The following is a 20,531-nucleotide window of genomic DNA, read 5'->3' on the forward strand; positions in this document are numbered from 1 at the left end:
GGCTCAGGCGCTGCGGTAGTTGTCGACCATACGATAGCGTTTCGCGTACCAACCGAAGGCCAACGCCGCGACGAAGGCGAAGCCGGCGAAGAAGAACATCAGGAAGGCCGCCTCGCTCAGCCCTGTACCGGCGATCTGGTGGGTCACGGTGTCGTTGCGCACGGCGGCGTTGGACAGCAGCACCCACAGGTTGCCGATGGTGGTGGTCAGGTTCCAGAAGCTCATCACCACGCCCTTCATGGCCTGCGGCGCCTGGCTGTAGGCGAATTCCAGGCCGGTGGCCGAGACCAGCACCTCACCGAAGGTCAGCAGCGCGTACGGCAGCATCTGCCAGAAGATCGACATGGCGTTGCCGCCGTCCATCACCACCTGGATGCCGCCGACCACGATCCAGGCCAGGCCGCTGAAGGCGATGCCGGCGGTCATGCGGCGCAGTGCGGTCGGCTCGAAGCCGAAGCGGCGCAGCGCCGGATACAGCACCAGGTTGTTGAACGGAATCAGGATCATCACCAGCAGCGGGTTCAGTGCCTGCATCTGCGAGGCGGTGAACCAGCTCGGCATCTGCATCTGCTGGCCCTGCAGCACCCAGGTCGAAGCCTTCTGGTCGAACAGCGAGAAGAACGGCGTGGTCAGCGCGAAGATCACCAGCACCCGCAACACCGAACGCACGCCCTCCACGGCTTCGGCCGGATGCTGGCCACGGGCGCGGTCCAGCTGCAGCCAGGTGCCGCCGCCGATGCCGGCGAGGATGGCCACCAGCGCCAGGCACAGGCAGATCACGATGCCCAGCGAGCCGACCAGGGCGAACGAGGCCGCCGCCAGCACCAGGCCAAGCACGGCGATCACCAGGCCCGGGCGGCCCTGGCCGGCCACGCGTGCGGTCAGCGCCGTGCGCACCACGTTGGCGAACGAATGCGGATCCTTCGGCGGCAGCGGCACCAGCACGTAACGCTTGCGGCCCAGCCAGAACACGAAGGTGGCGATGAACATCAGGATGCCGGGGATACCGAACGCCCACTGCGGGCCCCAGTTCTTCAGCACCAGCGGGATCAGCAGCGAGGCGAACAGCGAGCCGAAGTTGATGATCCAGTAGAAGGCGTCGAAGACGATCTTGGCCAGGTGCTTGTTGCTCTGGTCGAACTGGTCACCCATGAACGAAGCCACCAGCGGCTTGATGCCGCCGGCACCGAGCGCGATCAGGCCCAGGCCGAGGAAGAAGCCCTCGCGGCTGTTCTCGAACAGCGCCAGGCACAGGTGGCCGGCGCAGTAGACCAGGCTGAACCAGAGGATGGTGTGGTACTTGCCGAAGAACCGGTCGGCCAGCCAGCCACCGAGCAGCGGGAAGAAATACACGCCGATCATGAAGCTGTGCATGATGTCCTTGGCTTCTCCGGCACGGCCTTCCGCAGTGATTTCCTGCAGCAGCAGCGAGGTGATCAGGAACTGCACCAGGATGTTGCGCATCCCGTAGAAACTGAACCGCTCGCAGGCCTCATTGCCGATGATGTACGGAATCTGGCGCGGCATCTTTCCTTGGCCGGCGATGGGGGCGACTGCGTCGTGGCTCATCCTGTAGGGCATTCCTGCAAAGCGAAAGGCGCAAGGTTACCGGAACCGGGGCGCGCCAGGCACGCTGCAGGGCTGCATGACAACGGTGCCAATCCGTGGCAGGCGATCCCGGCCCTGCCGGAAGTCACGGCACCTGCACGGCAAAAGCGTAAACTTATCGTTATGCGCCCCCTCGCCCACGCCCGCCTCCTGCTCAGCTGTTTCGCGCTGCTGCTGGCGTTGCAGGCACAGGCACGCCCGCAGGCAGCGGCCACCGCCGCCAGCGGCAACGGCGCACGGCAACTGACCGTGGCCGCACTGGAACTGCCCAGCCGTGACGATGCGCAGTGGAAGCAGCGCCGTGAGCAGGTCGCACAACTGCTGACCGAACTGCAGCCGGACGTGATCTCGGTGCAGCAGGTACTGCAGCAGCAGGGCCGCAATCCGGCCTGCTGGCTGGCCAGCCGGCTGCGCTACAGCTGCGACTTCGTCACCGCCGATCCGCCCAGCCAGCCGCTGCGGCATGGCAACGCAATGCTGACCCGGCTACCGGTCAGCGAAGACGGGGTGACCCTGCTGCATCCTCCTGGCACCTTCAGCGCGGCCGGCATGATGCGGCTCAAGCTGGGCGAGGCGCTGGTCAATGTCTACGTGGCGCGGCTGCGCCCGGAGCCGGACGAGGCCACCGCCCGCCAGCACCAGACCAGCGACCTGATGACCTGGATCGGCGCCACCGCCGAAGGCATGCCCAGCCTGATCGCCGGCGACTTCTCCGCAGCGACCGTGGAACTGGTGCGCAGCACACCGGGATTCCAACCGGCCCGGCGCAATCCTGGCGGCCGGCCCGAGGCGGCCGCGGCCAATGGCGGGGGCAGCACCGGCCACGGACTGGATGTGCTGTTCCAGGTCAAGCATTTCGACGGGATCCGCCAGCAGCCGATCCTGCTGCCGGCCGACGGCGACCTGCCCGGGCTGCGCCTGGGCGTGATGGCGACCCTGCGCCTGCAGGGCGATACGGCCACTGCGGAATAGGTAGTGCCGGCCGCGGGCCGGCTCCTCCGGTACCGCACGGTTGCCGGCCAGCGGCCGGCACTACCGAACGACTGCTGCAACAGAAAAGGCCGGGGTCTCCCCCGGCCTTTTCCGTTCATCCCGTCACCGCGATCAGGCGATCGCTTCCTGGTAACGGCGCTCGACTTCGTTCCAGTCGATGACGTTGAAGAACGCGCCGATGTACTCCGGGCGGCGGTTCTGGTACTTCAGGTAGTACGCGTGTTCCCACACGTCCAGGCCGAGGATGGGGGTGTTGCCTTCCATCAGCGGGCTGTCCTGGTTGCCGGTGCTCTCGACCACGACCTTCTTGTCCGGAGTCACGCTCAGCCACGCCCAGCCGCTGCCGAAACGGGTCAGCGCGGCCTTGGTGAAGGCATCCTTGAACTTGTCGAAACCGCCCAGGTCCTTGTCGATGGCCTTGGCCACGTCGCCCACCGGGTTGCCGCCGGCATTGGGCGCCATCACGGTCCAGAACAGCGAGTGGTTGGCGTGGCCACCACCGTTGTTGCGCACCGGGCCCTGCAGGTTCTCCGGCAGCGACTTGAGCTTCTTCACCAGCTCTTCGACCGGCAGGTCAGCGTACTCGGTGCCTTCCAGCGCCGCGTTGACGTTGTTGATGTAGGTCTGGTGATGCTTGGTGTGATGGATTTCCATCGTCGCCGCGTCGATATGCGGCTCCAGCGCGTCGTAGGCGTAGGACAGCTTGGGCAGGGTGTAGGCCATGATGCATCTCCTGATTGCGAGGGCACCCGACGTTGTCGGGCGGTGCGCGGTGAATGATGGGGACAGACCGCAAGATTACCAAGGGGGATGTAAAGGAAATTGCGTCCTGCCAGTGAGTACGACGGCAATTGTTACGCAGCAGTGACGCGGCACCTCCTCATGCACCATGCAGCGCGCAGGCGCTACAGTGCATGCACCACCCTCGCCCGCCCCAGCCCATGCGCAACCCCCGGCTGCTGATCACCGCCATCGCCCTGCTGCTGCTCGGCCTGGTCGCCAACCATTTCCTGCAACGGCCACCGGCGCCGCAGTTCGCGCCCGACCTGCAGGGCACGCCCACCGCGCGCGCTACCGCGCCCGCCTCGACCAGCGGGGCCAGCGGCCTGCCCGCGTTCCTGCCTGCCGAAGCACGCGCGACCATCGCCCTGATCCAGCGTGGCGGCCCCTTCCCCCACCGCCAGGACGGCAGCACCTTCGGCAACCGCGAGCAGCAGTTGCCGGAGCGGGCACGCGGCTACTACCGCGAATACACCGTCGACACCCCCGGCGCACGCACCCGTGGCACGCGCCGCATCGTCACCGGCGGCGATCCGCCGGAAGCGTGGTACTACACCGACGACCATTACGCGTCATTCCGCAGCTTCACCGTACCGGCCCAGGGAGCGCAGTGATGAGCCATGATGATTTCGGCCTCGGCCTGCATGACATCAACAATGCCGGCGTGTATGCCATCGACAGCGACGACATCGGCGCACTGGCCGCCGCGATGCGCGATGCCGGCCTGAAGGTGATCCGCATCGATCTGGAAAACGTCGCCGACAAGCGCACGCTGCTCGCCCGGTTGGCGGCGCAGCTGGATTTCCCCGCCGGTTTCGGCGGCAACTGGGATGCACTGTCGGACAATCTGCGCGACCTGCAATGGCTGCCGGCCGCCGGCTATGCGCTGTTCCTGGCCGACGTGGATGCGCTGCGCGCCGGCGCAGCGAAGGACTTCGACACCCTGCTGGACGTGATGGACGAGACCAGCCGCGACTGGCTCGGCCGCGACGTGCCGTTCTGGGTGTTCCTGTCGCAGAGCGCGTAAGGGCAACGCCCTGATGGAGGCCGACCCTGGTCGGCATGGGCGTGTCCCCCCATGCGTGGATGCGCCGTCCTAGCGGCTGCCGTTGTCTTCCTGCACTTCCTTCTTGAACGGGATGTCCGGCGGCGGTCGTGCCACGGCCGGCTGGTCCTGCATGTTGGGGTTGGTCAGGCCACAGCCGCCACCGGCCTGCAGGATCGAAATGACGCAGGAGATCCTGGTGTTGGTGCCCGGCAATGGAATCTCCATGGCCTTGACCCCCTTGCGCACCCACTCGGCCAGCAACGATTCCTGCGGTACCCAGTACTTGTCGAACGAGGTCGGCGTGTAGTCGTACGGCGGGCGCTTCAGCCAGGTGCCGGACTGCGCGATGCGCTCCTTGCTCCAGCCATCGTTGGCACCACCGGGCGCGCCGCGCTCTCCATGGCCGTCGCCCTCCTGGCCGGGTACACGCACGCTGCCATCGGCATTGAACAGGCCATTGCCCCGGCCGGCGGCGCTTGCCTGGCGGGCACCGTCGCTGCTGCCCTCGCGGTTGCGGCTGGATGCCCCCCAGTCATCGCCCTTGGCAGGTGTCGCCCAGTTGCCGGGATCGGGGGCAGGACGCGCGCCTGCGCTTGCCGGCGTACTGCTGGAGGCCACCGGTCGCGTGCTGCGGCTCGCCTGCGCCGCGCTGCCCTCGGCCGCAGCGGCGGGTGTCGACGTGGCGCTGCCGCTGGAGACGGCGGGCGCCACGGCCGGTGCCGAGGGCACCTGACGTTCCCGTACCTGCACGTCGCGTCCGCTGGGCGCGCGTACGGCCGGCTCACGCCCGGCCACCGCCGCCATCCGCACCTGCGGATCGGCCACGGCCTGCACTTCGCGTTCGCGCACCTGCACGTCCCGCTGCGGCACGCGCACCTGCACTTCAGCGTTGCGCAGCGGTTGGGGCGCGACGGGCGCGTCAACCGTGCTGACTTCGCGTTCGCGCACCTGGATGTCACGCACCTGCGGTGCGCGCACGGCCAGCTCCGGGGTGCGCACTGCGGTCGGTGCCGGAGGCGCCTGCACCGGTTGAATGCTGCGCTCGCGCACGCTGGGCGTGCTGTCGCGCGGCACGACGCTGACCTCGGTGCGGGGCACGCTGACCGGCGGCACCACGAAATCCGTGCTGGCCTGCGCCACTTCGGTGGCCTGGATCGGAGAAGGCGGCGGCGCGGCAACCGGCGCCGGCTCGGCTTCCGCCGGCGGCGGCGGAACGCTTGCGGCAGGTGCCGACGCGGGGGACGCGCTGGCGGCTTCGGCCGCCAGCGGGCGCGGCGCAGGCGCCGTCGCAGCGCCCGCCTCCTGCCCGGCCGCAACCTGACCGGCCGGTGCGGCCTCGGCGGCCTCGGCACCCGGCTGGTCGCCGCCGCCCTCCTGCGTGGCGCGGCCGACGAATTCCACCTGCACGCGCTCGCCTTCGGTGCCCTCGTCCTGCGGCGCGCTGGTGCGGATCACCGCCACCCACAGCAACAGCATGAAGAACAGCAGGTGCAGCAGCGCACTGGCCACTGCCGAGAGCCAGCGCATCCAGCGCTGGTCGCGCGGCGCCGCGTCCCAGTCCTGCCAGAACAAGCGGCGCAGCGCCTGCCACGGCGACAGCTGCGGCGATTGACCGGGTGGCCCCGGCAACGGTCGGGGCAGCAATACCGCGATCACGTCGCGCGCGTGGTACGGCCGCGGCAGCGGCCCCAGCGAGCGCAGCCACAGCGCCCAGCCATACGGCAGGCGCGTGGTCTTCTCGAGGACGGCGCGGGGCTGCTGGCGCGCCAGCAGCAGATCGATGAGTTGCTCGGCCCGGGTCAGAGGCACGCGTCGGCGATCAGGCGACGTTGTCGCGCGGGATGTACGGCGCGTGGCCGCTGTCGTGGTCGGTCGCGTCGCGCACGGCGGTCACGCCGGGCACGCGGCCCATCAGCGTCTTTTCGATGCCCTGCTTCAGCGTCACATCGGCCATGCCACAGCCCTGGCAGCCACCGCCGAAGCGCAGCAGCACCACGCCATCGGCCGAGACTTCCTGCACGGCGACCTTGCCGCCATGCGAGGCCAGCTGCGGATTGACTTCGTTCTCCACCACCCAGTGCACGCGCTCGACCAGCGATGCCGCATCGCCGGGCGCTTCACCCTTGATGCGCGGCGCCTTGATGGTCAGCTGCTGGGTGCCGGCGGTGCCGGCGACGATGTCGATCTCGGCGCCATCAAGCCAGCCTACGCTGCCGGCATCGACATACAGGGTGAACCCATCGCAGTCCACCGCCCACTCGTCACCCAGCAGGTCGGTCGGTTCGGCGAATTCGAGCCGGGCGTCGGCGCGCGGCGTGCCGGGGTCGACCGCGCTCAGGCGCACGCCCATGCCGGGCACGCCCTCGCGTTCGATCAACTTGCGGAAGTGGGTCTGGGCAGTGTCGGAGATCTGGATCATCAGGCTATTCTAGCCAAGTAAGCGTCAGCCGCTCATTCGGTTTATACACCGTCCGGCGCATTGTTCAGTCAACACGAGGTGGAGATTCCCATGGCCGACCTGATTCCACTGGCCCAGGCCCGTTGCGTGCCGCGCAAAGGCAGCGACCACAAGCTCGGCGAAGCCCGCCTGGCCGAACTGCTGCCGCAGGTCCCCGGCTGGGAGCTGAGCGAGGGTGGCCAGGCCCTGTCGCGTACCTTCCGCTTCAAGGATTACTACGCCACCATGGCCTTCGTGAACGCGCTGGCCTGGATCGCCCACCGCGAGGACCACCACCCGGACCTGGGCGTGCACTACGACCGCGCGGTCGTGCGCTTCTCCACCCACGATGTGGGCGGGCTGAGCGAGAACGACTTCATCTGCGCGGCCAAGACTTCGGCCCTGACGGAGCAACTGCCATGAACGTACGTTTGCTGAGCCTGTCCCTGATCGCTGCGACCGGCCTGGCCGGCTGTGGCGCGTCCGAACCGCCGGCACCGCCACCGCCCGCGCCGACCGAAGTCGCAGCGGTGAAGACGCCGCCGCCGCAGTACCCGCTGGAACTGGCCTGCATGGGCGTGGGCGGCACCAGCACCTTCAAGGTGACCATCGGTACCGACGGCAAGCCGAGCGAGGTCGCCCTGCTCACCGGCGCCGGCAACCCGCAGCTGGACGAACTGGCCAGGACCGCGGTGCAGGGCTGGCAGTTCAAGGCCGCGACCCGCAACGGCCAGCCGGTACCGGCCACCATCCAGGTGCCGGTCAGCTTCAACCCGCCGCAGCCGAAGCCGGACCAGTGCTTCGCCATCGAAGAGCGCCTGCGCCGCGGCGGCTGATCGCGCGCACCCGACGAGGCCCGCCGACGCCCGCCTCGCCCCCGCCGCCCCGGCCCTGTCCGGGGCGGTTGTCTGTTGACCAGGACCGCGTCGGTAGATGCTGCAGATTCCCCCCGAAAACATCTGGATCGCACTGGCGGTCACGCTGGCCGCAGGCCTGGCCACCGCGATCGGCAGCCTGCTGGTGCTGTTCTCGCGCCGCCCCAGCCCGCGCCTGCTGGCGTTCGGCCTGGCCTTTGCCGGTGGCGCGATGGTCTATGTGTCGCTGTCGGAAATCCTCAACAAGTCCATTGCCTCGTTCGCCCTGGCCTATGGCGAGCGTACCGGCTTCACCTACGGCACCCTGGCCTTCCTGCTGGGCGTGATCGTGATCGTGCTGATCGACCACTTCATCCCCAACCCGCATGAGAGCCTGGACAAGCAGGATCCCGCGTTCCGCGAGAACAGCCGCGAGTACCTCAAGCGCGTTGCCCTGCTGACCTCGATCGCGATCACCGCGCACAATTTCCCGGAGGGCCTGGCGACGTTCTTTGCGACGCTGGAAAGCCCGTCGGTGGGCATGCCGCTGGCCTTCGCCATCGCCATCCACAACATTCCCGAGGGCATCGCGATCGCGGTGCCGGTGTATTTCGCCACACAGAACAAGGCCTATGCGTTCACCGCCAGCCTGCTGTCGGGCCTGGCCGAGCCGATCGGCGCAGCGATCGGCTACCTGCTGCTGTCCGGATCGCTGTCGCACGCCACGTTCGGCTGGGTGTTCGGCCTGATCGCCGGCGTGATGGTGTTCCTGGCGCTGGACGAGCTGCTGCCGGCGGCCAAGCGCTATGCCAAGGGCCACGAGACAGTTTACGGACTGGTGGCCGGCATGGGCACCCTTGCGATCAGCCTGGTGCTGTTCAAGTGGTGAACGACCCAGAGGGGCGCATCCACGCATGGCGTGGATCTACCCAAAAAAGGTAGCGGGCGGGCCTGCCCCGGCGCTACCCGGTCATTGTCAGCGCAGCCGATCCAGCGCCTCGACCAGCTCATCCGCCAGCGGCGCGTTCAGCACATACGGGCTCTTGCCGTCATCCAGCGCGAACTCCAGCGATGCCGCGTGCAGGAACAGGCGCTTCAGCCCGATCTGCTCGCGAAGCCGCTTGTTGACTGCAGGATCGCCGTACTTGTCATCGCCGGCCACCGGATGCCCCAGATGCTGGGCATGCACGCGGATCTGGTGGGTCCGGCCGGTCTCGATGCGCACCTCGCAGTACGAATGGCCGCCGCGGCGCTCCAGCACCCGGAAGTGACTGATCGATTCCTTGCCGATGGCGTTGACCTGCACATGGCGTTCGCCGCCCTGGCGCAGGCCCACGTGCAGCGGCGCGTCGACCGTCATCACCCCGTCGGGCATGCGCCCGGCCAGCAGGGTCAGGTAGCGCTTGCGGATGCCGGCGCCGTGGTCTTCACGCAGCAGCGCCTGCAGTTCGCTCAGCGCCGAGCGCTTCTTGGCCACGATCAGCAGGCCCGAAGTGTCGCGATCCAGCCGGTGGACCAGTTCCAGGGTCTGCCCGGGACGCAACGCGCGCAGGGTCTCGATCGCGCCGAAGCTGATGCCACTGCCACCATGGCTGGCCACCCCCGAGGGCTTGTTCAGGGCCAGCAGGCGCGCGTCTTCGAACACGATGGCCTGCTCCAGGCGGCGCATGAACGCCTCGGGCGGACCGGCCTTGTCTCCTTCTTCACTGAGACGGACCGGCGGCACGCGCACCTCGTCACCGGCCTCCAGCTTGCGCTCGGCCTTGGCGCGGCCGCCGTTGACCCGCACCTGGCCGCTGCGCACCAGCTTGTACACCAGGCTGCGCGGGGCGCCCTTCAGCTGCCCGAGCAGGAAGTTGTCCAGGCGCTGGCCGGCGCGGTCGGCGGGAACGGTGATCATGCGCACGGAAGGCTTGTCGCCAGCGGGCTTGGTGGGGTCTTGGGCGGTCATCAGGCTGTTTATTCTGTTACACTCGGGGGGCGAGATAAGGGATTGATTTCGTTGGAAGTTACTCAGGGCCAGAAGCCCAGCTTCCGACGAATCCGGCACAGTGCGCGACCACCGCCCGCGGGGCGGCCATGTTAGCGGCTCACCGGCCTTCCCGGCCATCGCCGGATGCCTGACACGCAACCGTGCTGAACATGTCCCGCGTGGCGCTCCAGCCTGGCTGACAGCTGCCTGCGGCCCTGCAACACCCAAAAACCATAAGAGTGAAGCGCTCCCGCGGCCTGCCGTGGTGTCGTAGCGCTGGAAACCCAAGCCGCCCTCCCCGCGCTTGCGCGAATGGGCGGCGAGCCGTGTCCAGAGGCGAAACCCCATGGCGTTCCGCGCGGTAGCCGCTTGCGAGGAACGCAACAATGAAGCGAATGCTGATCAACGCCACGCAGGCTGAAGAGCTGCGTGTTGCCATCGTGGATGGCCAGTCGTTGTATGACATCGACATCGAACAGCCGTCGAAGGAACAGAAGAAGTCCAACATCTACAAGGGCCGGATCTTCCGCATCGAGCCCTCGCTGGAAGCGGCCTTCGTCGAGTACGGCGGTGGCCGCCATGGCTTCCTGCCGCTGAAGGAAATCTCCCGCGACTACTTCCAGGCCGGTGTCGACCACAACAAGGCCGGCATCCGCGAGCTGCTGAAGGAAGGCCAGGAGATCGTCGTCCAGGTCGACAAGGAAGAGCGTGGCAACAAGGGCGCCGCCCTGACCACGTTCATTTCGCTGGCCGGCCGCTACATGGTGCTGATGCCGAACTCGCCCAGCGCCGGCGGCGTGTCGCGCCGCATCGAGGGCGAAGACCGGGCCGCGCTGAAGGACGCCCTGGACAAGCTGAACATCCCTGACGACATGGGCGTGATCATCCGTACCGCCGGCGTCGGCCGCGATGCGGAAGAACTGCAGTGGGACCTGGACTACCTGCTCAATGTCTGGCGTGCCATCGCCGAAGCCGCACTGAGCAAGCCGGCCCCGTTCCTGATCTACCAGGAATCGCGCCTGATCGTGCGCGCCCTGCGTGACTACCTGCGCGCCGACATCGGCGAGATCCTGGTGGACACCGAGGAGATGTACGAGCACGCCCGCGAGTTCATGCAGCAGGTGATGCCGCAGACCCTGCGCAAGCTCAAGCACTACAAGGACGACATCCCGCTGTTCAACCGCTTCCAGATCGAATCGCAGATCGAAGGCGCCTACGAGCGCAACGTGCGCCTGCCGTCGGGCGGCTCGATCGTGGTCGACCAGACCGAAGCGCTGACCGCAGTCGACGTGAACTCCTCGCGCGCCACCAAGGGCAGCGACATCGAGGACACCGCCTTCCAGACCAACCTGGAAGCGGCCGAGGAAGTGGCCCGCCAGCTGCGCCTGCGCGACCTGGGCGGCCTGGTGGTGATCGACTTCATCGACATGGCCTCCAACAAGCACCAGCGCGAGGTCGAGAACCGCCTGGCCAACGCGCTGAAGTACGACCGGGCCCGCGTCCAGGTCGGCCGCATCTCGCGCTTCGGCCTGCTGGAAATGAGCCGCCAGCGCCTGCGCCCGAGCCTGGGTGAATCCAGCCAGATCGTCTGCCCGCGCTGCGACGGCCACGGCCGCATGCGCAGTGTCGAGTCGCTGTCGCTGTCGATCATCCGCGTCGCCGAAGAGCATGCGATGAAGGAGAACACCGGGCAGGTGCTGGTCCAGGCCCCGGTGGAGATCGCCAATTACCTGCTGAACGAGAAGCGCAGCGCGCTGCGCGAGATCGAGCAGCGCCACGAGGCGCCGATCGTGATCGTCGCCGACGAGCAGCTGCACACCCCGCACTACACCGTCACCCGCCTGCGCGAGAACGAGCTGGGTGAAGAGAGCAGCAAGCCCAGCTACCAGCGCGGCACCCCGCGCAAGCTGCCGGTGCACGCCCTGACCAAGGGCCAGCTGAACATCCCGCCGCCGGCGGTGACCCAGGTCAAGCACACCTCGCCCGCCCCGGTGCGCGAGGAAGTTGAACCGGCCAAGGCAGCTCCGGCCCCGGTCGTCGCCGCACCGGCGGCACCCGCCCCCAGCGGCGGCGTGATTGGTTGGCTCAAGCGCGTGTTCGGTGGCGAGCCGGCCCCGGCGCCGGCACCGGTGGCTCCGGCCGCCCGCCAGCAGCAGGACGGCGGCCGCAAGGACCGCCACAAGGATCGCAACAAGGACCGCAAGGACCGTCGCGACGACACGCGTGGCAATGGCGGCAACGGCAACGCGCAGCCGCAGAAGGACGGCGGCAACCGCAAGGACCGTGGTGAGCAGCGCAAGGACGGCCGTAACGGCAATGCCCAGCAGCCGCCGCAGCAGGGCAAGCAGAAGGAGCCGCAGCAGCAGAACAAGCCGCGCAACGACCAGCAGGGCCAGGGCCAGAACCAGAACCAGCAGCCGAAGCTGAAGCAGCCCAAGCAGCCGCGCCAGCAGCAGGAAGGTGACAAGCCGGCCGAGAAGCCGCAGCGCGGCGGCGTCGAGGCACCGGCGGAGAGCGTGACCGCGGCGGCAGCCGTGGCCGCGACGACCATCGCCACCAATGCGGTGACCGCGCAGGAAGCGACCGCGCCGGTGGCGCCGGTGGCTCCGGCAGCGGCCGCTCCGGCGGACGCCGCCGCATTGGCCGACACCGCCGCCAACGCCGCCAACGCCGGCAGCGAGGCCGAAGCCGTTGCGGTGACCGGTGACGAGGCGGTGGCTGACACCCATGGCGAACAGAACGGTGAAGGCGCGACCCGCCGCCGCCGCGGCCGTCGTGGTGGCCGTCGCCGTCGCCGTGGTGGTGCTGAGAACACGGCCGGCAGCGATAGCCTGGGCGATGACCAGGACGACGTTGACGACGGTGATGACGCCGAGGGTGCCGAACCGAACCTCGACAACGGTGCGGGTGCTGCTTCGGCCGCGTCTGCACAGCCGACCCGCTCGCAGCCGGAATTCGACTTCGATGACGACGTCGAGCCGACCGCCTCCGACGCCGGGAAGCCGGTCCGCGCCGCTGCCGCCGTTGCCGCTGCGCCGGTCGCGGTGGTGAGCAGCGCGGTGGTGGAAACCGCTGCACCGGCCGTGGCCGAGGTGCAGGCCCCGGTCGACAGCGCCGCGAAGGCCGAACCGGCATCGCCGGTGCAGACCAGCATGCTCGATGCCATCGATGCTGCGACTCCGGCCCAGCCGGTGGCCGCTGCGGCGCCGGTGATCGAAGCCAAGCCGGTCGTGGTTGAAACCGCGCCAGTGGCTGAAGCCGCGCCGGTCATCGAAGCGACGCCGGCAGCGGTCGAGGCTGCGCCGGTCGTGGAATCGAAGCCGCAGATCGCTGAAGCCGCTCCGGCGGTCGAAGCGCAGCCGGTGGCCGTTGCGGCTGCGCCGGCGGTCGAGGCCAAGCCGGTTGTCGAGCCGGTCGTGGTCGCCGAACAGCCGGTGGCTCCGGTGGCAGTTGAAGCCGCGCCGGTCGACGCTGCGGCGCCGGTCGCCGATGCGGTGGTGACGCCGTCGGTCGATCCGGTCGCCGATGGTCACGCCGATGCCGCCGCTCAGGCGGCCGAGGCCAAGGCCGACGAAGAAGACGAAGAAGCCGCCAAGCGCACGCCGCCGGCGAACTGATCGCGGCTTGATCGCGTAAAACGAACGGCGGGGATCGATGATCCCCGCCGTTTCCGTTTGTGGCGCTGGTCGTATCGCACCCACCCGGGTTGGCAACGACCACAGCCCCCCTGCGTCAGGGCTTCGGCGCGAACTGCAGGCGCGTCCACACGCCGTAATGGTCCGAGGCCCAGCGCCCGCTGTCATCGGGCTGGTCGAACAGGAGCTTCGCTTCGCGCGCGACCATCCGGTCCTGCTGGAAGAAGATGTGGTCGATCCGCGACGGCGCCTGGTAATAGTGCCGGTTCAAGGTGCTGACCCCGGCCAGGTCGGTGTTGACGTGCACGCTGCCGTAGCTGTCGCCGTAGTGGCTGCGCAGCTCGCTCAGGTCGCCGGCATCCACCAGCGCGTTGAAGTCGCCTGCAATCACTACCGGTGCCCCGGCCGACGTGGCGGTGATGAAGCGCAGCAGGTCCTCGACCTGTGCGCGGCGGATGCGTTGGCCGCTTTCGTCATTGCGTTCGTTGAGATGGGTGGCATAGACGTTGACCGCCTTGCCGTCCACATCGATGCGCAGATGGGCAACGGTGCGGTAGTCTTCCCGCGGCTGCAGCAGGTGCTCGCCCCGGGCCAGGACCGGGCGCCGGCTCAGCAACGCATTGCCATAGCGCTTCGGTGCACCCACCGGATCGGTGGAGACGAAGATGTACCTGTAGCCGAGCTGGCTGGCCAGCCACTGCGCCTGGTTGCGCACGTTGCGGCGCTGGATCACCTCCTGCAGGGCGATGGCATCGGGCTGCAGGCGCTTGAGTTCGGCCAGGATGGTGCGGCGGCGGCTCGGCCAGTCCTCACGGTCATGATGCAGGTTGAAGGTCACCATGCTCATGCCGGGCGCGTTGGCGGCCTCGGCCGCCGTGGCCGCCTGCGGCCCGGCTGCCAGGACCAGTCCCGGCAGCGCCAATGCAACCGCCAGCCCCAGGGCGCGCATCGTCGTGCGCGCCCTTGCTCCCTGCTGCTTCATGATTACTGCCCCTTGCGCTCGGCGCGGCGCACCGCGCCCGGCACCTCGATCTCGACCCGCGCCGGCAGCTGGTGCACGTGCAGCTCGTTGTTGACCCACTCGGCCGTTTCGCCGTTGATGGTCGCCTCGCCCGGCTCACCGGCATACGGCCATGGCAGCACCACGCCGCCGACCGGTGGCACCAGGCCCGGCTGCACCTCCAGCACCAGCTGCTTGTCACTGCGTTGCAGGCGGTAGTTCAGCTGGCCCTGCGGCGTGCGCAGGCCCTGCACGGCAACACCGTCGCCCTGCAGCCAGGCGGTCGGGACGCCTGCGGCCAGTACCAGCGCATCATCCATGTCGCGGCTGTAGGCAAACATGTCCAGTGCCGAACGCACGAAGTCCGAGGCGACCCAGGCATGCGGCAGGTCACCGACGAAGAACGGCTTGCGCGGCGTGCGCGAAACCACTTCGGCCCACTGGTTCCAGGCTTGCGGCGCACGGTCCCTGAAGAAGAACTCGGTCGCCTGCCAGGCGCGATCGCGCCAGCCCAGGCGAACGAAGGCGGCCACGTTGCGCCATTCGTACGGCGTGTAGTCCTTCCACTCGCGCTTGCCATCGCGGCGGGCTACGAATTCCTTCCAGTAACGCTCGAAGGTCGCCTCCAACGCCTGCTGCGGCAGGCGGCCCTGCTCGCCGCCCGGCGCCAGCGCGATGGTGGTCGAGGTCGCGTCGAAATCGCCCAGCTCGGCCGAGCCCGGCAGGTAGTCGATGTTGTGCTGCTGCATCGCCGACAGCAGTGACGCCTGCAGGTCATCACGGAACTGGTCACGCGACTCGGCGATCTGCATCGCTTCGACCTTGCCCAGCTGGGCCGCCAGCGTTGCCGCGTCCTTGTAGCCGCGCAGGGCCCAGAAGTTGTCCCAGTACGAGTGCATCGGCTTGGCCGAATAGCCTTCGTGGCTGATCGAGGCCGGCATCATCCCGTAGAACGCCGGATTGCGCGCACGGTTCTCTTCGGTACGCTCGCTGGCACGCAGCTGCTCCATGTAGGTGTAGGCGCCCTGCACGTGCGGCCACATCAGCTCGGCGAAGGTGCTGTCGCCGGTATAGCGCCCATATTCGGCGATGCTGTAGATCAGCTCACCGTGGCTGTCATTCTCCGGCACCGGGTCGCTGCCGCGCGCATCGACACAGCACGGCACCTTGCCGTTCTCGAACTGGAACGGCGCATACCAGTTGATGTAGTCACGTACTGCGTCGCTGCGGCCCATGCGCAGCAGGCCTTCGGAAATCATCGCGCCGTCGCGGATCCAGCTGCGCGCGTACGAGCGCGTGCCCGGCTGCAGGCGCGGGCCGACCCGCGAGATCAGCATGTGCGCCACGGCGGTGCGCAGGGTGTCGACCAGGGCCTGGCCGGCCGCCGGCACCTGCAGCGAGACCACGCCCAGCTTCTGCCGCCACTGTTCGGCCACCTGCGCCTGGGCCTTGGCCACGTCCAGCGACTGCGGCGCCCAGCTCCCGGTCTGCGGCAGTACCACTGCCACTTCGCGGCTCTGGCCGGGTTCCAGCTTGATCGTATACAGCAGCGCACCGGACGCCATGCCGGTACTGTCCTTCACCGCCGTGCTGGCCGGGTATTTCCCGGAGGCCAGGTGCATCGCGTCGAGCTTGCCATCGAACGTGCTGGCGAAGCGGGCATCGGGCACCTGCAGTGGATAGATGCGCGGCTCGCCGTTGATGCGCACCAGCTGCTCGCCCACGTCCAGCGCATCGATGCGGCTGAAGCCGCCCACCGTGTTGAGGAACTGGGTCGGCGGGTTGACCTGCCAGGGGCGGATCGCCAGCGCGAGCGTGTATTCGTGGGCGACCTTGTCCGGATTGCTCAAGCGGTAGCGTCCGATCAACTGCGCGCGCTCCGGCGTGCCCTGCACGAAGCTGGTCACCGCCAGGCCGGCCTTCTCGTGCACCCAATCGACGTTGGCGATCGGAAGATAGTGGTCCTGCAGCGACTGGGTGATGGCAACCTTGGACCAGTCCAGCAGCTTGCCGTCGAGGCGGATGAACGGCTCGATGCTGAAGCTGCCCTTGGCCGGTTCCAGGGCACCGTCCTCGCTGATCAGGGCCTGTTCCTGTCCACCGTCCAGGCCCAGCAGGGTCCAGTACGGCTGTTCGCCCACGTAGGCGCGCGGCAACGAACCGCGTGGCAGGTCGGCCGCCACCGAGGACAGGAACGCGTTCGGCGTGGCGGCAAAGGCCAGCGGCTTGAGCGTGATGTCACGGATGCCGTAACGCCAGTTCGGGCCATCGAGCAGATCGAAGCGCACGTACCGCGCATCGGTGTCCGGCAATGCCAGCCAGTCGCGGCCACCGGCAGCGCCGGTCACCTCGCGCACGGTGCGCCAGTCGCGGCCATCCTCGGAGGTCCGCACGGTGTAGCGACTGGCTTCCAGATTCGGCAGCCAGTCGATCACTGCACCGCCGATCTCGCGGCTCTTGTGCAGGTCCAGGCTGATGGTCTGCTGCTTGACCCCGCCGCTGATCCAGAACGTATCGCTCTTGCCGTCGATCATGCGGTCCTGCAACGCGGTGGCGGTATCGGCGATCACCGACGGCGCCAGCGCCGAATCATCCTGCGCTGGCAGGCCCTGCAGGGTCAGCCTGTCGAAGCACACCGTGCCGCGCCCGCCGACCTTGCTGTAGATCGTGAACTCGACCGCAGCGCTGCGCGCCATCTCCTTTTCGGGCGAGGGCCCCCACGCCTTGTCGATCTGGCGACGGCGGTATTCGACTGGCGACCATGCCTTGGGGAAACGGTAGCCCGGGCGGTTGACCCACCAGACATTGTCGCCGCTGGCGTCGATCAGCTTGAACTGCAGGTCGTTGGTCGGCGAGTCACCGCGCAGCTGGAAGCCGAAGCGGTAGTTGACCGGGTACTCGATGTTCAGCGCACGGCGGATGCCGACGTAGCCGGACACGTTGTGGAAATCGTAGTCCAGGCACAGGGCACGGCCGCCACCGGCACCACTGACCGGCCGCAGCGATCCGCTGACCTGGTCGGACAGCACCAGTTTCCAGGCGCCGATGTCGTCGAAGTCGTCCAGCACCTTCGGTGCCGGCAGCACCGGAGGTGCGGCGATCGCCAGGGAGGTCCACAACAGGCCCAGTCCAACGGCGATCACGCGCTTCATCCCTTGACGCTCCCCAGCAACAGACCTTGGATGTAGTACCGCTGCAGCACCAGGAACAGCGCCAGCACCGGAACCACGGTAACCACCGCGCCCGCCATCATCATTTCCACGTCCATGATGTGCTCGCGCGAGAGGGTGGCCAGCGCCACCGGCAAAGTGTAGTGCTCCTGGTCGGTCAACACGATCAGCGGCCACATGAAATCGTTCCATGCGCCCATGAAGGTGAAGATGGCCAGCGTCACCAGCACCGGCTTGAGCATCGGCAGCACGATCTGGAAGAAGATGCGCAGCTCCCCTGCCCCGTCGATGCGCGCCGCTTCAAGCAGCTCGTCCGGAATCGAACGCGCGTACTGGCGCACCAGGAAAATGCCGAACACGCTGGCCAGCGCCGGCACGATCACGCCGCCGAAGCTGTTGACCAGGCCGAGCTGCTTCATCAGCAGGAACAGCGGCAGCATCGCCACCTGCGCCGGAATCACCAGCGCCGCCATCAGCACCTGGAACAGGCGCTCGCGACCGACGAAGTTGAGCTTGGCGAAGGCATAGCCCGCCATGGTGTTGAGCAGCAGCGAACCCACGGTGATGCCCAGCGACACCAGCAGGCTGTTGGCGAAGTTGCCCCCCATGCCGGTGCGCGCGAACAGCTCATGGTAGTTGTGCGTGGTGATGCTCGAAGGCAGCAGTGGCGGCGGGAAATGGCTGGCCTCGCCCTGCGGCATGAACGAGACCGAGACCATCCACAGCAGCGGTGCCAGGCTGACCAGGGCCAGCACCAGCAACGCACCATTGATCATCCACGGGTACCAGCGCGACTGGCCGATTTCACGACTCATACCAACTGCCTCTTGCGGCCGAAACGCAGCATCACGGTGGTCACCGCCAGGATGATCAGGAACAGCAGGAACGCCACCGCGGAGGCGCGTCCCAGGTTCCACCACTTGAAGCCTTCCTCGAACATGAAATACAGCACGCTGACGGTGCTCTGCAGCGGGTCGCCGCGGGTCATGACATACGGCTCGGCGAACAGCTGGAAGTAGCCCGACACGGTGATCACCCCGACCACCAGCAGCACCGGGCCGAGCATCGGCAGGGTGATGTGCAGGAACTGCTTCCAGCGCGAGGCGCCGTCGATGCGCGCGGCCTCGTACAGGTCATGCGGAATCGCCTGCAGGCCGGCCAGGAAGATCACCATGTTGTAGCCGAAGTTCTTCCACACCGCGAACAGCATGATGGTCGGCATGGCCCAGTTGGGATCACCCAGCCAGTCGATCGGACTGATGCCCAGGTGGCCCAGGCCATAGTTCACCAGGCCGTAGCTGGTGTGGAACAGGTAGCGCCAGATCACCGCCACCGCCACCAGCGTGGTCACCACCGGCGCGAACAGGGCCGTGCGGAACAGGGCCTTGAAGCGGGCGGCCGGCGCATTGAGCAGCATCGCCGCGCCCAGCGACACGCCGATCGACAATGGCACCCCGATCAGCACGAAGTAGGTGGTGTTCCACAGCGACTTCCAGAACATCGGCGTCTGCAGCAGGTCGATGTAGTTGCCCAGGCCGACGAAGCGCAGGTTGCTGCTGTCGGCCAGCGCGTACAGGTCGAAGTCGGTCACGCTCAGCGCGAGCGCCGAGGCGACCGGCAGGCCGAAGAACACGCCCAGCACGATCAGCGAGGGGCCAGCGAAGATCCAGCCGGCCAGCGAAGTACGTTTCATTGCGGGCTCCCGGCGGCCACGGCGCTGCTCGAGTGCGGCGGCGGCGCGCGCTCCTGCAGGCGTTGTTGTTCATGCATCCAGCGGCGCTTGGCCAGCACCTTGTCCACGCGCTGGTCCAGTTCTTCGACGGCCTTGTCCTGCGGCAGGCCACCGCGCACCACCTTCTCGGTGACGATGCGCATTTCCTGCACGATGCGCTCCCATTCGAGCACCTTCGGCGTCGGCTTGACCCGCTCCAGCTGATCACGGAACGCGGCAGCCAGCGGATCGCTGGCCAGCGACGGTGTGTTCCAGGCACTGCGACGCGGCGGCAGGTCGCCGATGATTGAATGGAAGCGCGCCTGGATCTGCGGGCGCGACAGGAATTCGATCAGCTTCCAGGACGCTTCCTTCTGCTGCGATTTGCGGAAGATCACCAGGCTGGTGCCGCCGGCGATGCCCGCGCCCGGACCGTCCGGCCCCGGCAGCGCGGCAGTGCCCCACTGGCCTTCCAGTTCCTTCGGCTGCAGCTTCTTGAACTCGCGGATGTTCCAGGGGCCGGAGATGTAGAACACGTTGAAGCCGCGGAAGAACTCATCCCAGACGTTGGAGATCTGCGTCTCGGACATCTTCGGCGCCCAGCCCTGCTCGAACATGTTGGCGTAGAAGGCCAGCGTGCGGCGGAATCCCGGGCTGGCGAAATTGCCGCGGGTATCGTCGTCGCGCAGCAGTGGATCCGGCTGCTGCAGGGCCAGCGACAGCTGCTGCTCGAACTCGTTGATCGGCATCAGCACCGCATAGCGGTTGGGCCCCTGCATGCGCTTGATCGCTGCCATCTGCTCCTCCCACTCCGCCCACGTGCGCGGCGGGTGGTCGTAGCCGGCCTTGGCCAGCAGGTCCTTGCGGTAGTAGATCAGGCGCGTGTCGACATACCACGGTACGCCCACCAGCTCGCCGTGGATCACGTTGGTGTCCCAGATGCCCTGGAAGTAGTCCTTCGGGTCGACCACGGCCGAGTGCTGCACGAACGGCTGCAGCGGGGTCAGTGCATCCAGCTCGGCGAACTCCGGCACCCAGGTGTTGCCGAGCTGGCACACATCCGGCAGGCCATCGGCCGCGAATGCGGTCAGCAGTTTCTCGTGCGCGGCCGTCCATGGGATGTTCTGCACATCCACCTTGATGCCGGGGTTTTCAGCCTCGAATTCGTGGATCAGCTCGCTGACCACCTCTGCTTCGCGACCCATCGCCCAGAAGCGTACGGTGGTGGTGCCCGTCTCGGGACGGGCGCAGCCGGCCACCGCCAGCGCGGCCAGGGCAGGCAGCGCCCAGCGGCGCAGGCGGTCGGTCCAGTTCGGCATCAGG

17 protein-coding genes are annotated in these 20,531 nt (G+C 67.9%); 7 read left to right on the forward strand and 10 right to left on the reverse strand.

The annotated features are described in order from the left end of the window. Positions 1–3: 3 nt before the first annotated feature. Positions 4–1,569 (reverse strand): POT-type proton-dependent oligopeptide transporter, encoded by a 1,566-nt coding sequence (locus BLS66_RS00765; RefSeq protein ID WP_049466817.1) that lies wholly within the window; start codon positions 1,567–1,569, stop codon positions 4–6. A 162-nt stretch (positions 1,570–1,731) separates the two neighbouring features. On the opposite strand from BLS66_RS00765, the gene BLS66_RS00770 reads away from it, so the two are divergent. Then, complete coding sequence (locus BLS66_RS00770) at positions 1,732–2,580, forward strand: endonuclease/exonuclease/phosphatase family protein (RefSeq protein WP_049466818.1); 849 nt, start codon at positions 1,732–1,734, stop codon at positions 2,578–2,580. A 132-nt stretch (positions 2,581–2,712) separates the two neighbouring features. Here BLS66_RS00770 and BLS66_RS00775 read toward each other — a convergent pair whose 3' ends face one another. Continuing rightward, positions 2,713–3,324 (reverse strand): superoxide dismutase, encoded by a 612-nt coding sequence (locus BLS66_RS00775; RefSeq protein WP_005410310.1) that lies wholly within the window; start codon positions 3,322–3,324, stop codon positions 2,713–2,715. 218 nt (positions 3,325–3,542) lie between these two features. Between BLS66_RS00775 and BLS66_RS00780 the strand changes: the two genes are divergently transcribed. Both BLS66_RS00780 and BLS66_RS00785 read left to right on the forward strand, forming a co-directional pair. Further along, a complete protein-coding gene (locus BLS66_RS00780; RefSeq protein WP_074724878.1) occupies positions 3,543–3,995 on the forward strand; it encodes a guanyl-specific ribonuclease in 453 nt (150 codons plus the stop codon). Next, on the forward strand, positions 3,995–4,408 hold the full coding sequence (locus tag BLS66_RS00785) for a barstar family protein (RefSeq protein WP_049466827.1): 414 nt from the start codon (positions 3,995–3,997) through the stop codon (positions 4,406–4,408). The genes BLS66_RS00780 and BLS66_RS00785 overlap by 1 nt, the downstream gene beginning before the upstream one ends. Positions 4,409–4,477: 69 nt before the next feature. On the opposite strand, the gene BLS66_RS00790 is transcribed toward BLS66_RS00785, so the two are convergent. Together BLS66_RS00790 and BLS66_RS00795 are read right to left on the reverse strand one after the other, a co-directional pair. Continuing rightward, positions 4,478–6,238 (reverse strand): hypothetical protein, encoded by a 1,761-nt coding sequence (locus tag BLS66_RS00790; RefSeq protein WP_074724879.1) that lies wholly within the window; start codon positions 6,236–6,238, stop codon positions 4,478–4,480. Between the two features lie 10 nt (positions 6,239–6,248). Continuing rightward, positions 6,249–6,848 carry an NfuA family Fe-S biogenesis protein gene (locus tag BLS66_RS00795; protein ID WP_053460863.1) on the reverse strand — a complete coding sequence of 200 codons (600 nt, stop codon included), beginning with the start codon at positions 6,846–6,848 and terminating at the stop codon, positions 6,249–6,251. A gap of 90 nt (positions 6,849–6,938) precedes the next feature. Here BLS66_RS00795 and BLS66_RS00800 point away from each other — a divergent pair, with 90 nt between their 5' ends. The 3 genes from BLS66_RS00800 to zupT all read left to right on the forward strand — a co-directional run bounded on the left by BLS66_RS00800 (position 6,939) and on the right by zupT (position 8,609). Then, complete coding sequence (locus tag BLS66_RS00800; RefSeq protein WP_049466833.1) at positions 6,939–7,289, forward strand: 4a-hydroxytetrahydrobiopterin dehydratase; 351 nt, start codon at positions 6,939–6,941, stop codon at positions 7,287–7,289. Beyond that, entirely contained in the window at positions 7,286–7,702 is a 417-nt protein-coding gene (locus tag BLS66_RS00805) for an energy transducer TonB (protein ID WP_049466835.1), read from the forward strand. The genes BLS66_RS00800 and BLS66_RS00805 overlap by 4 nt, the downstream gene beginning before the upstream one ends. Before the next feature lie 97 nt (positions 7,703–7,799). Next, positions 7,800–8,609 (forward strand): zinc transporter ZupT, encoded by an 810-nt coding sequence (gene zupT, locus BLS66_RS00810; protein ID WP_074724880.1) that lies wholly within the window; start codon positions 7,800–7,802, stop codon positions 8,607–8,609. Between the two features lie 87 nt (positions 8,610–8,696). Here the strand turns inward: zupT and BLS66_RS00815 are convergent, their stop codons facing one another. Continuing rightward, entirely contained in the window at positions 8,697–9,671 is a 975-nt protein-coding gene (locus tag BLS66_RS00815; protein ID WP_031269982.1) for an RluA family pseudouridine synthase, read from the reverse strand. 407 nt (positions 9,672–10,078) lie between these two features. Here BLS66_RS00815 and rne point away from each other — a divergent pair, with 407 nt between their 5' ends. Then, on the forward strand, positions 10,079–13,309 hold the full coding sequence (gene rne, locus BLS66_RS00820; protein WP_074724881.1) for a ribonuclease E: 3,231 nt from the start codon (positions 10,079–10,081) through the stop codon (positions 13,307–13,309). Positions 13,310–13,424: 115 nt separating this feature from the next. Here the strand turns inward: rne and BLS66_RS00825 are convergent, their stop codons facing one another. The 5 genes from BLS66_RS00825 to BLS66_RS00845 are packed head-to-tail and all read right to left on the reverse strand — an operon-like array spanning position 13,425 to position 20,527. Then, complete coding sequence (locus tag BLS66_RS00825; RefSeq protein WP_074724882.1) at positions 13,425–14,309, reverse strand: endonuclease/exonuclease/phosphatase family protein; 885 nt, start codon at positions 14,307–14,309, stop codon at positions 13,425–13,427. Positions 14,310–14,311: 2 nt separating this feature from the next. Further along, entirely contained in the window at positions 14,312–17,479 is a 3,168-nt protein-coding gene (locus tag BLS66_RS00830) for a discoidin domain-containing protein (protein WP_074724883.1), read from the reverse strand. After that, the gene (locus BLS66_RS00835) at positions 17,476–18,312 is read right to left on the reverse strand and encodes a carbohydrate ABC transporter permease (RefSeq protein ID WP_057493560.1); all 837 of its coding nucleotides are present in this window, start codon (positions 18,310–18,312) and stop codon (positions 17,476–17,478) included. The genes BLS66_RS00830 and BLS66_RS00835 overlap by 4 nt, the downstream gene beginning before the upstream one ends. Further along, positions 18,309–19,190, reverse strand: a complete 882-nt coding sequence (locus BLS66_RS00840; RefSeq protein ID WP_005410323.1) for a carbohydrate ABC transporter permease — start codon at positions 19,188–19,190, stop codon at positions 18,309–18,311. Before BLS66_RS00840 ends, BLS66_RS00835 begins: the two co-directional genes overlap by 4 nt. Next, positions 19,187–20,527, reverse strand: a complete 1,341-nt coding sequence (locus BLS66_RS00845) for a sugar ABC transporter substrate-binding protein (RefSeq protein WP_074724884.1) — start codon at positions 20,525–20,527, stop codon at positions 19,187–19,189. The genes BLS66_RS00840 and BLS66_RS00845 overlap by 4 nt, the downstream gene beginning before the upstream one ends. Positions 20,528–20,531 lie beyond the last annotated feature (4 nt).

The organism is Stenotrophomonas pavanii, from assembly GCF_900101175.1.
GTDB classification, from domain to species: domain Bacteria; phylum Pseudomonadota; class Gammaproteobacteria; order Xanthomonadales; family Xanthomonadaceae; genus Stenotrophomonas; species Stenotrophomonas pavanii.

Bases quoted from the DNA above. Each gene is read 5' to 3' on its own strand.
- BLS66_RS00815 (WP_031269982.1), bottom strand. From the start codon at position 9,671: ATGACCGCCCAAGACCCCACCAAGCCCGCTGGCGACAAGCCTTCCGTG.
- BLS66_RS00805 (WP_049466835.1), top strand. From the start codon at position 7,286: ATGAACGTACGTTTGCTGAGCCTGTCCCTGATCGCTGCGACCGGCCTG.
- BLS66_RS00765 (WP_049466817.1), bottom strand. From the start codon at position 1,569: ATGAGCCACGACGCAGTCGCCCCCATCGCCGGCCAAGGAAAGATGCCG.
- BLS66_RS00840 (WP_005410323.1), bottom strand. From the start codon at position 19,190: ATGAAACGTACTTCGCTGGCCGGCTGGATCTTCGCTGGCCCCTCGCTG.
- BLS66_RS00800 (WP_049466833.1), top strand. From the start codon at position 6,939: ATGGCCGACCTGATTCCACTGGCCCAGGCCCGTTGCGTGCCGCGCAAA.
- BLS66_RS00845 (WP_074724884.1), bottom strand. From the start codon at position 20,527: ATGCCGAACTGGACCGACCGCCTGCGCCGCTGGGCGCTGCCTGCCCTG.
- BLS66_RS00785 (WP_049466827.1), top strand. From the start codon at position 3,995: ATGAGCCATGATGATTTCGGCCTCGGCCTGCATGACATCAACAATGCC.
- BLS66_RS00795 (WP_053460863.1), bottom strand. From the start codon at position 6,848: ATGATCCAGATCTCCGACACTGCCCAGACCCACTTCCGCAAGTTGATC.
- BLS66_RS00775 (WP_005410310.1), bottom strand. From the start codon at position 3,324: ATGGCCTACACCCTGCCCAAGCTGTCCTACGCCTACGACGCGCTGGAG.
- BLS66_RS00770 (WP_049466818.1), top strand. From the start codon at position 1,732: ATGCGCCCCCTCGCCCACGCCCGCCTCCTGCTCAGCTGTTTCGCGCTG.
- rne (WP_074724881.1), top strand. From the start codon at position 10,079: ATGAAGCGAATGCTGATCAACGCCACGCAGGCTGAAGAGCTGCGTGTT.
- zupT (WP_074724880.1), top strand. From the start codon at position 7,800: ATGCTGCAGATTCCCCCCGAAAACATCTGGATCGCACTGGCGGTCACG.
- BLS66_RS00835 (WP_057493560.1), bottom strand. From the start codon at position 18,312: ATGAGTCGTGAAATCGGCCAGTCGCGCTGGTACCCGTGGATGATCAAT.
- BLS66_RS00825 (WP_074724882.1), bottom strand. From the start codon at position 14,309: ATGAAGCAGCAGGGAGCAAGGGCGCGCACGACGATGCGCGCCCTGGGG.
- BLS66_RS00830 (WP_074724883.1), bottom strand. From the start codon at position 17,479: ATGAAGCGCGTGATCGCCGTTGGACTGGGCCTGTTGTGGACCTCCCTG.
- BLS66_RS00780 (WP_074724878.1), top strand. From the start codon at position 3,543: ATGCGCAACCCCCGGCTGCTGATCACCGCCATCGCCCTGCTGCTGCTC.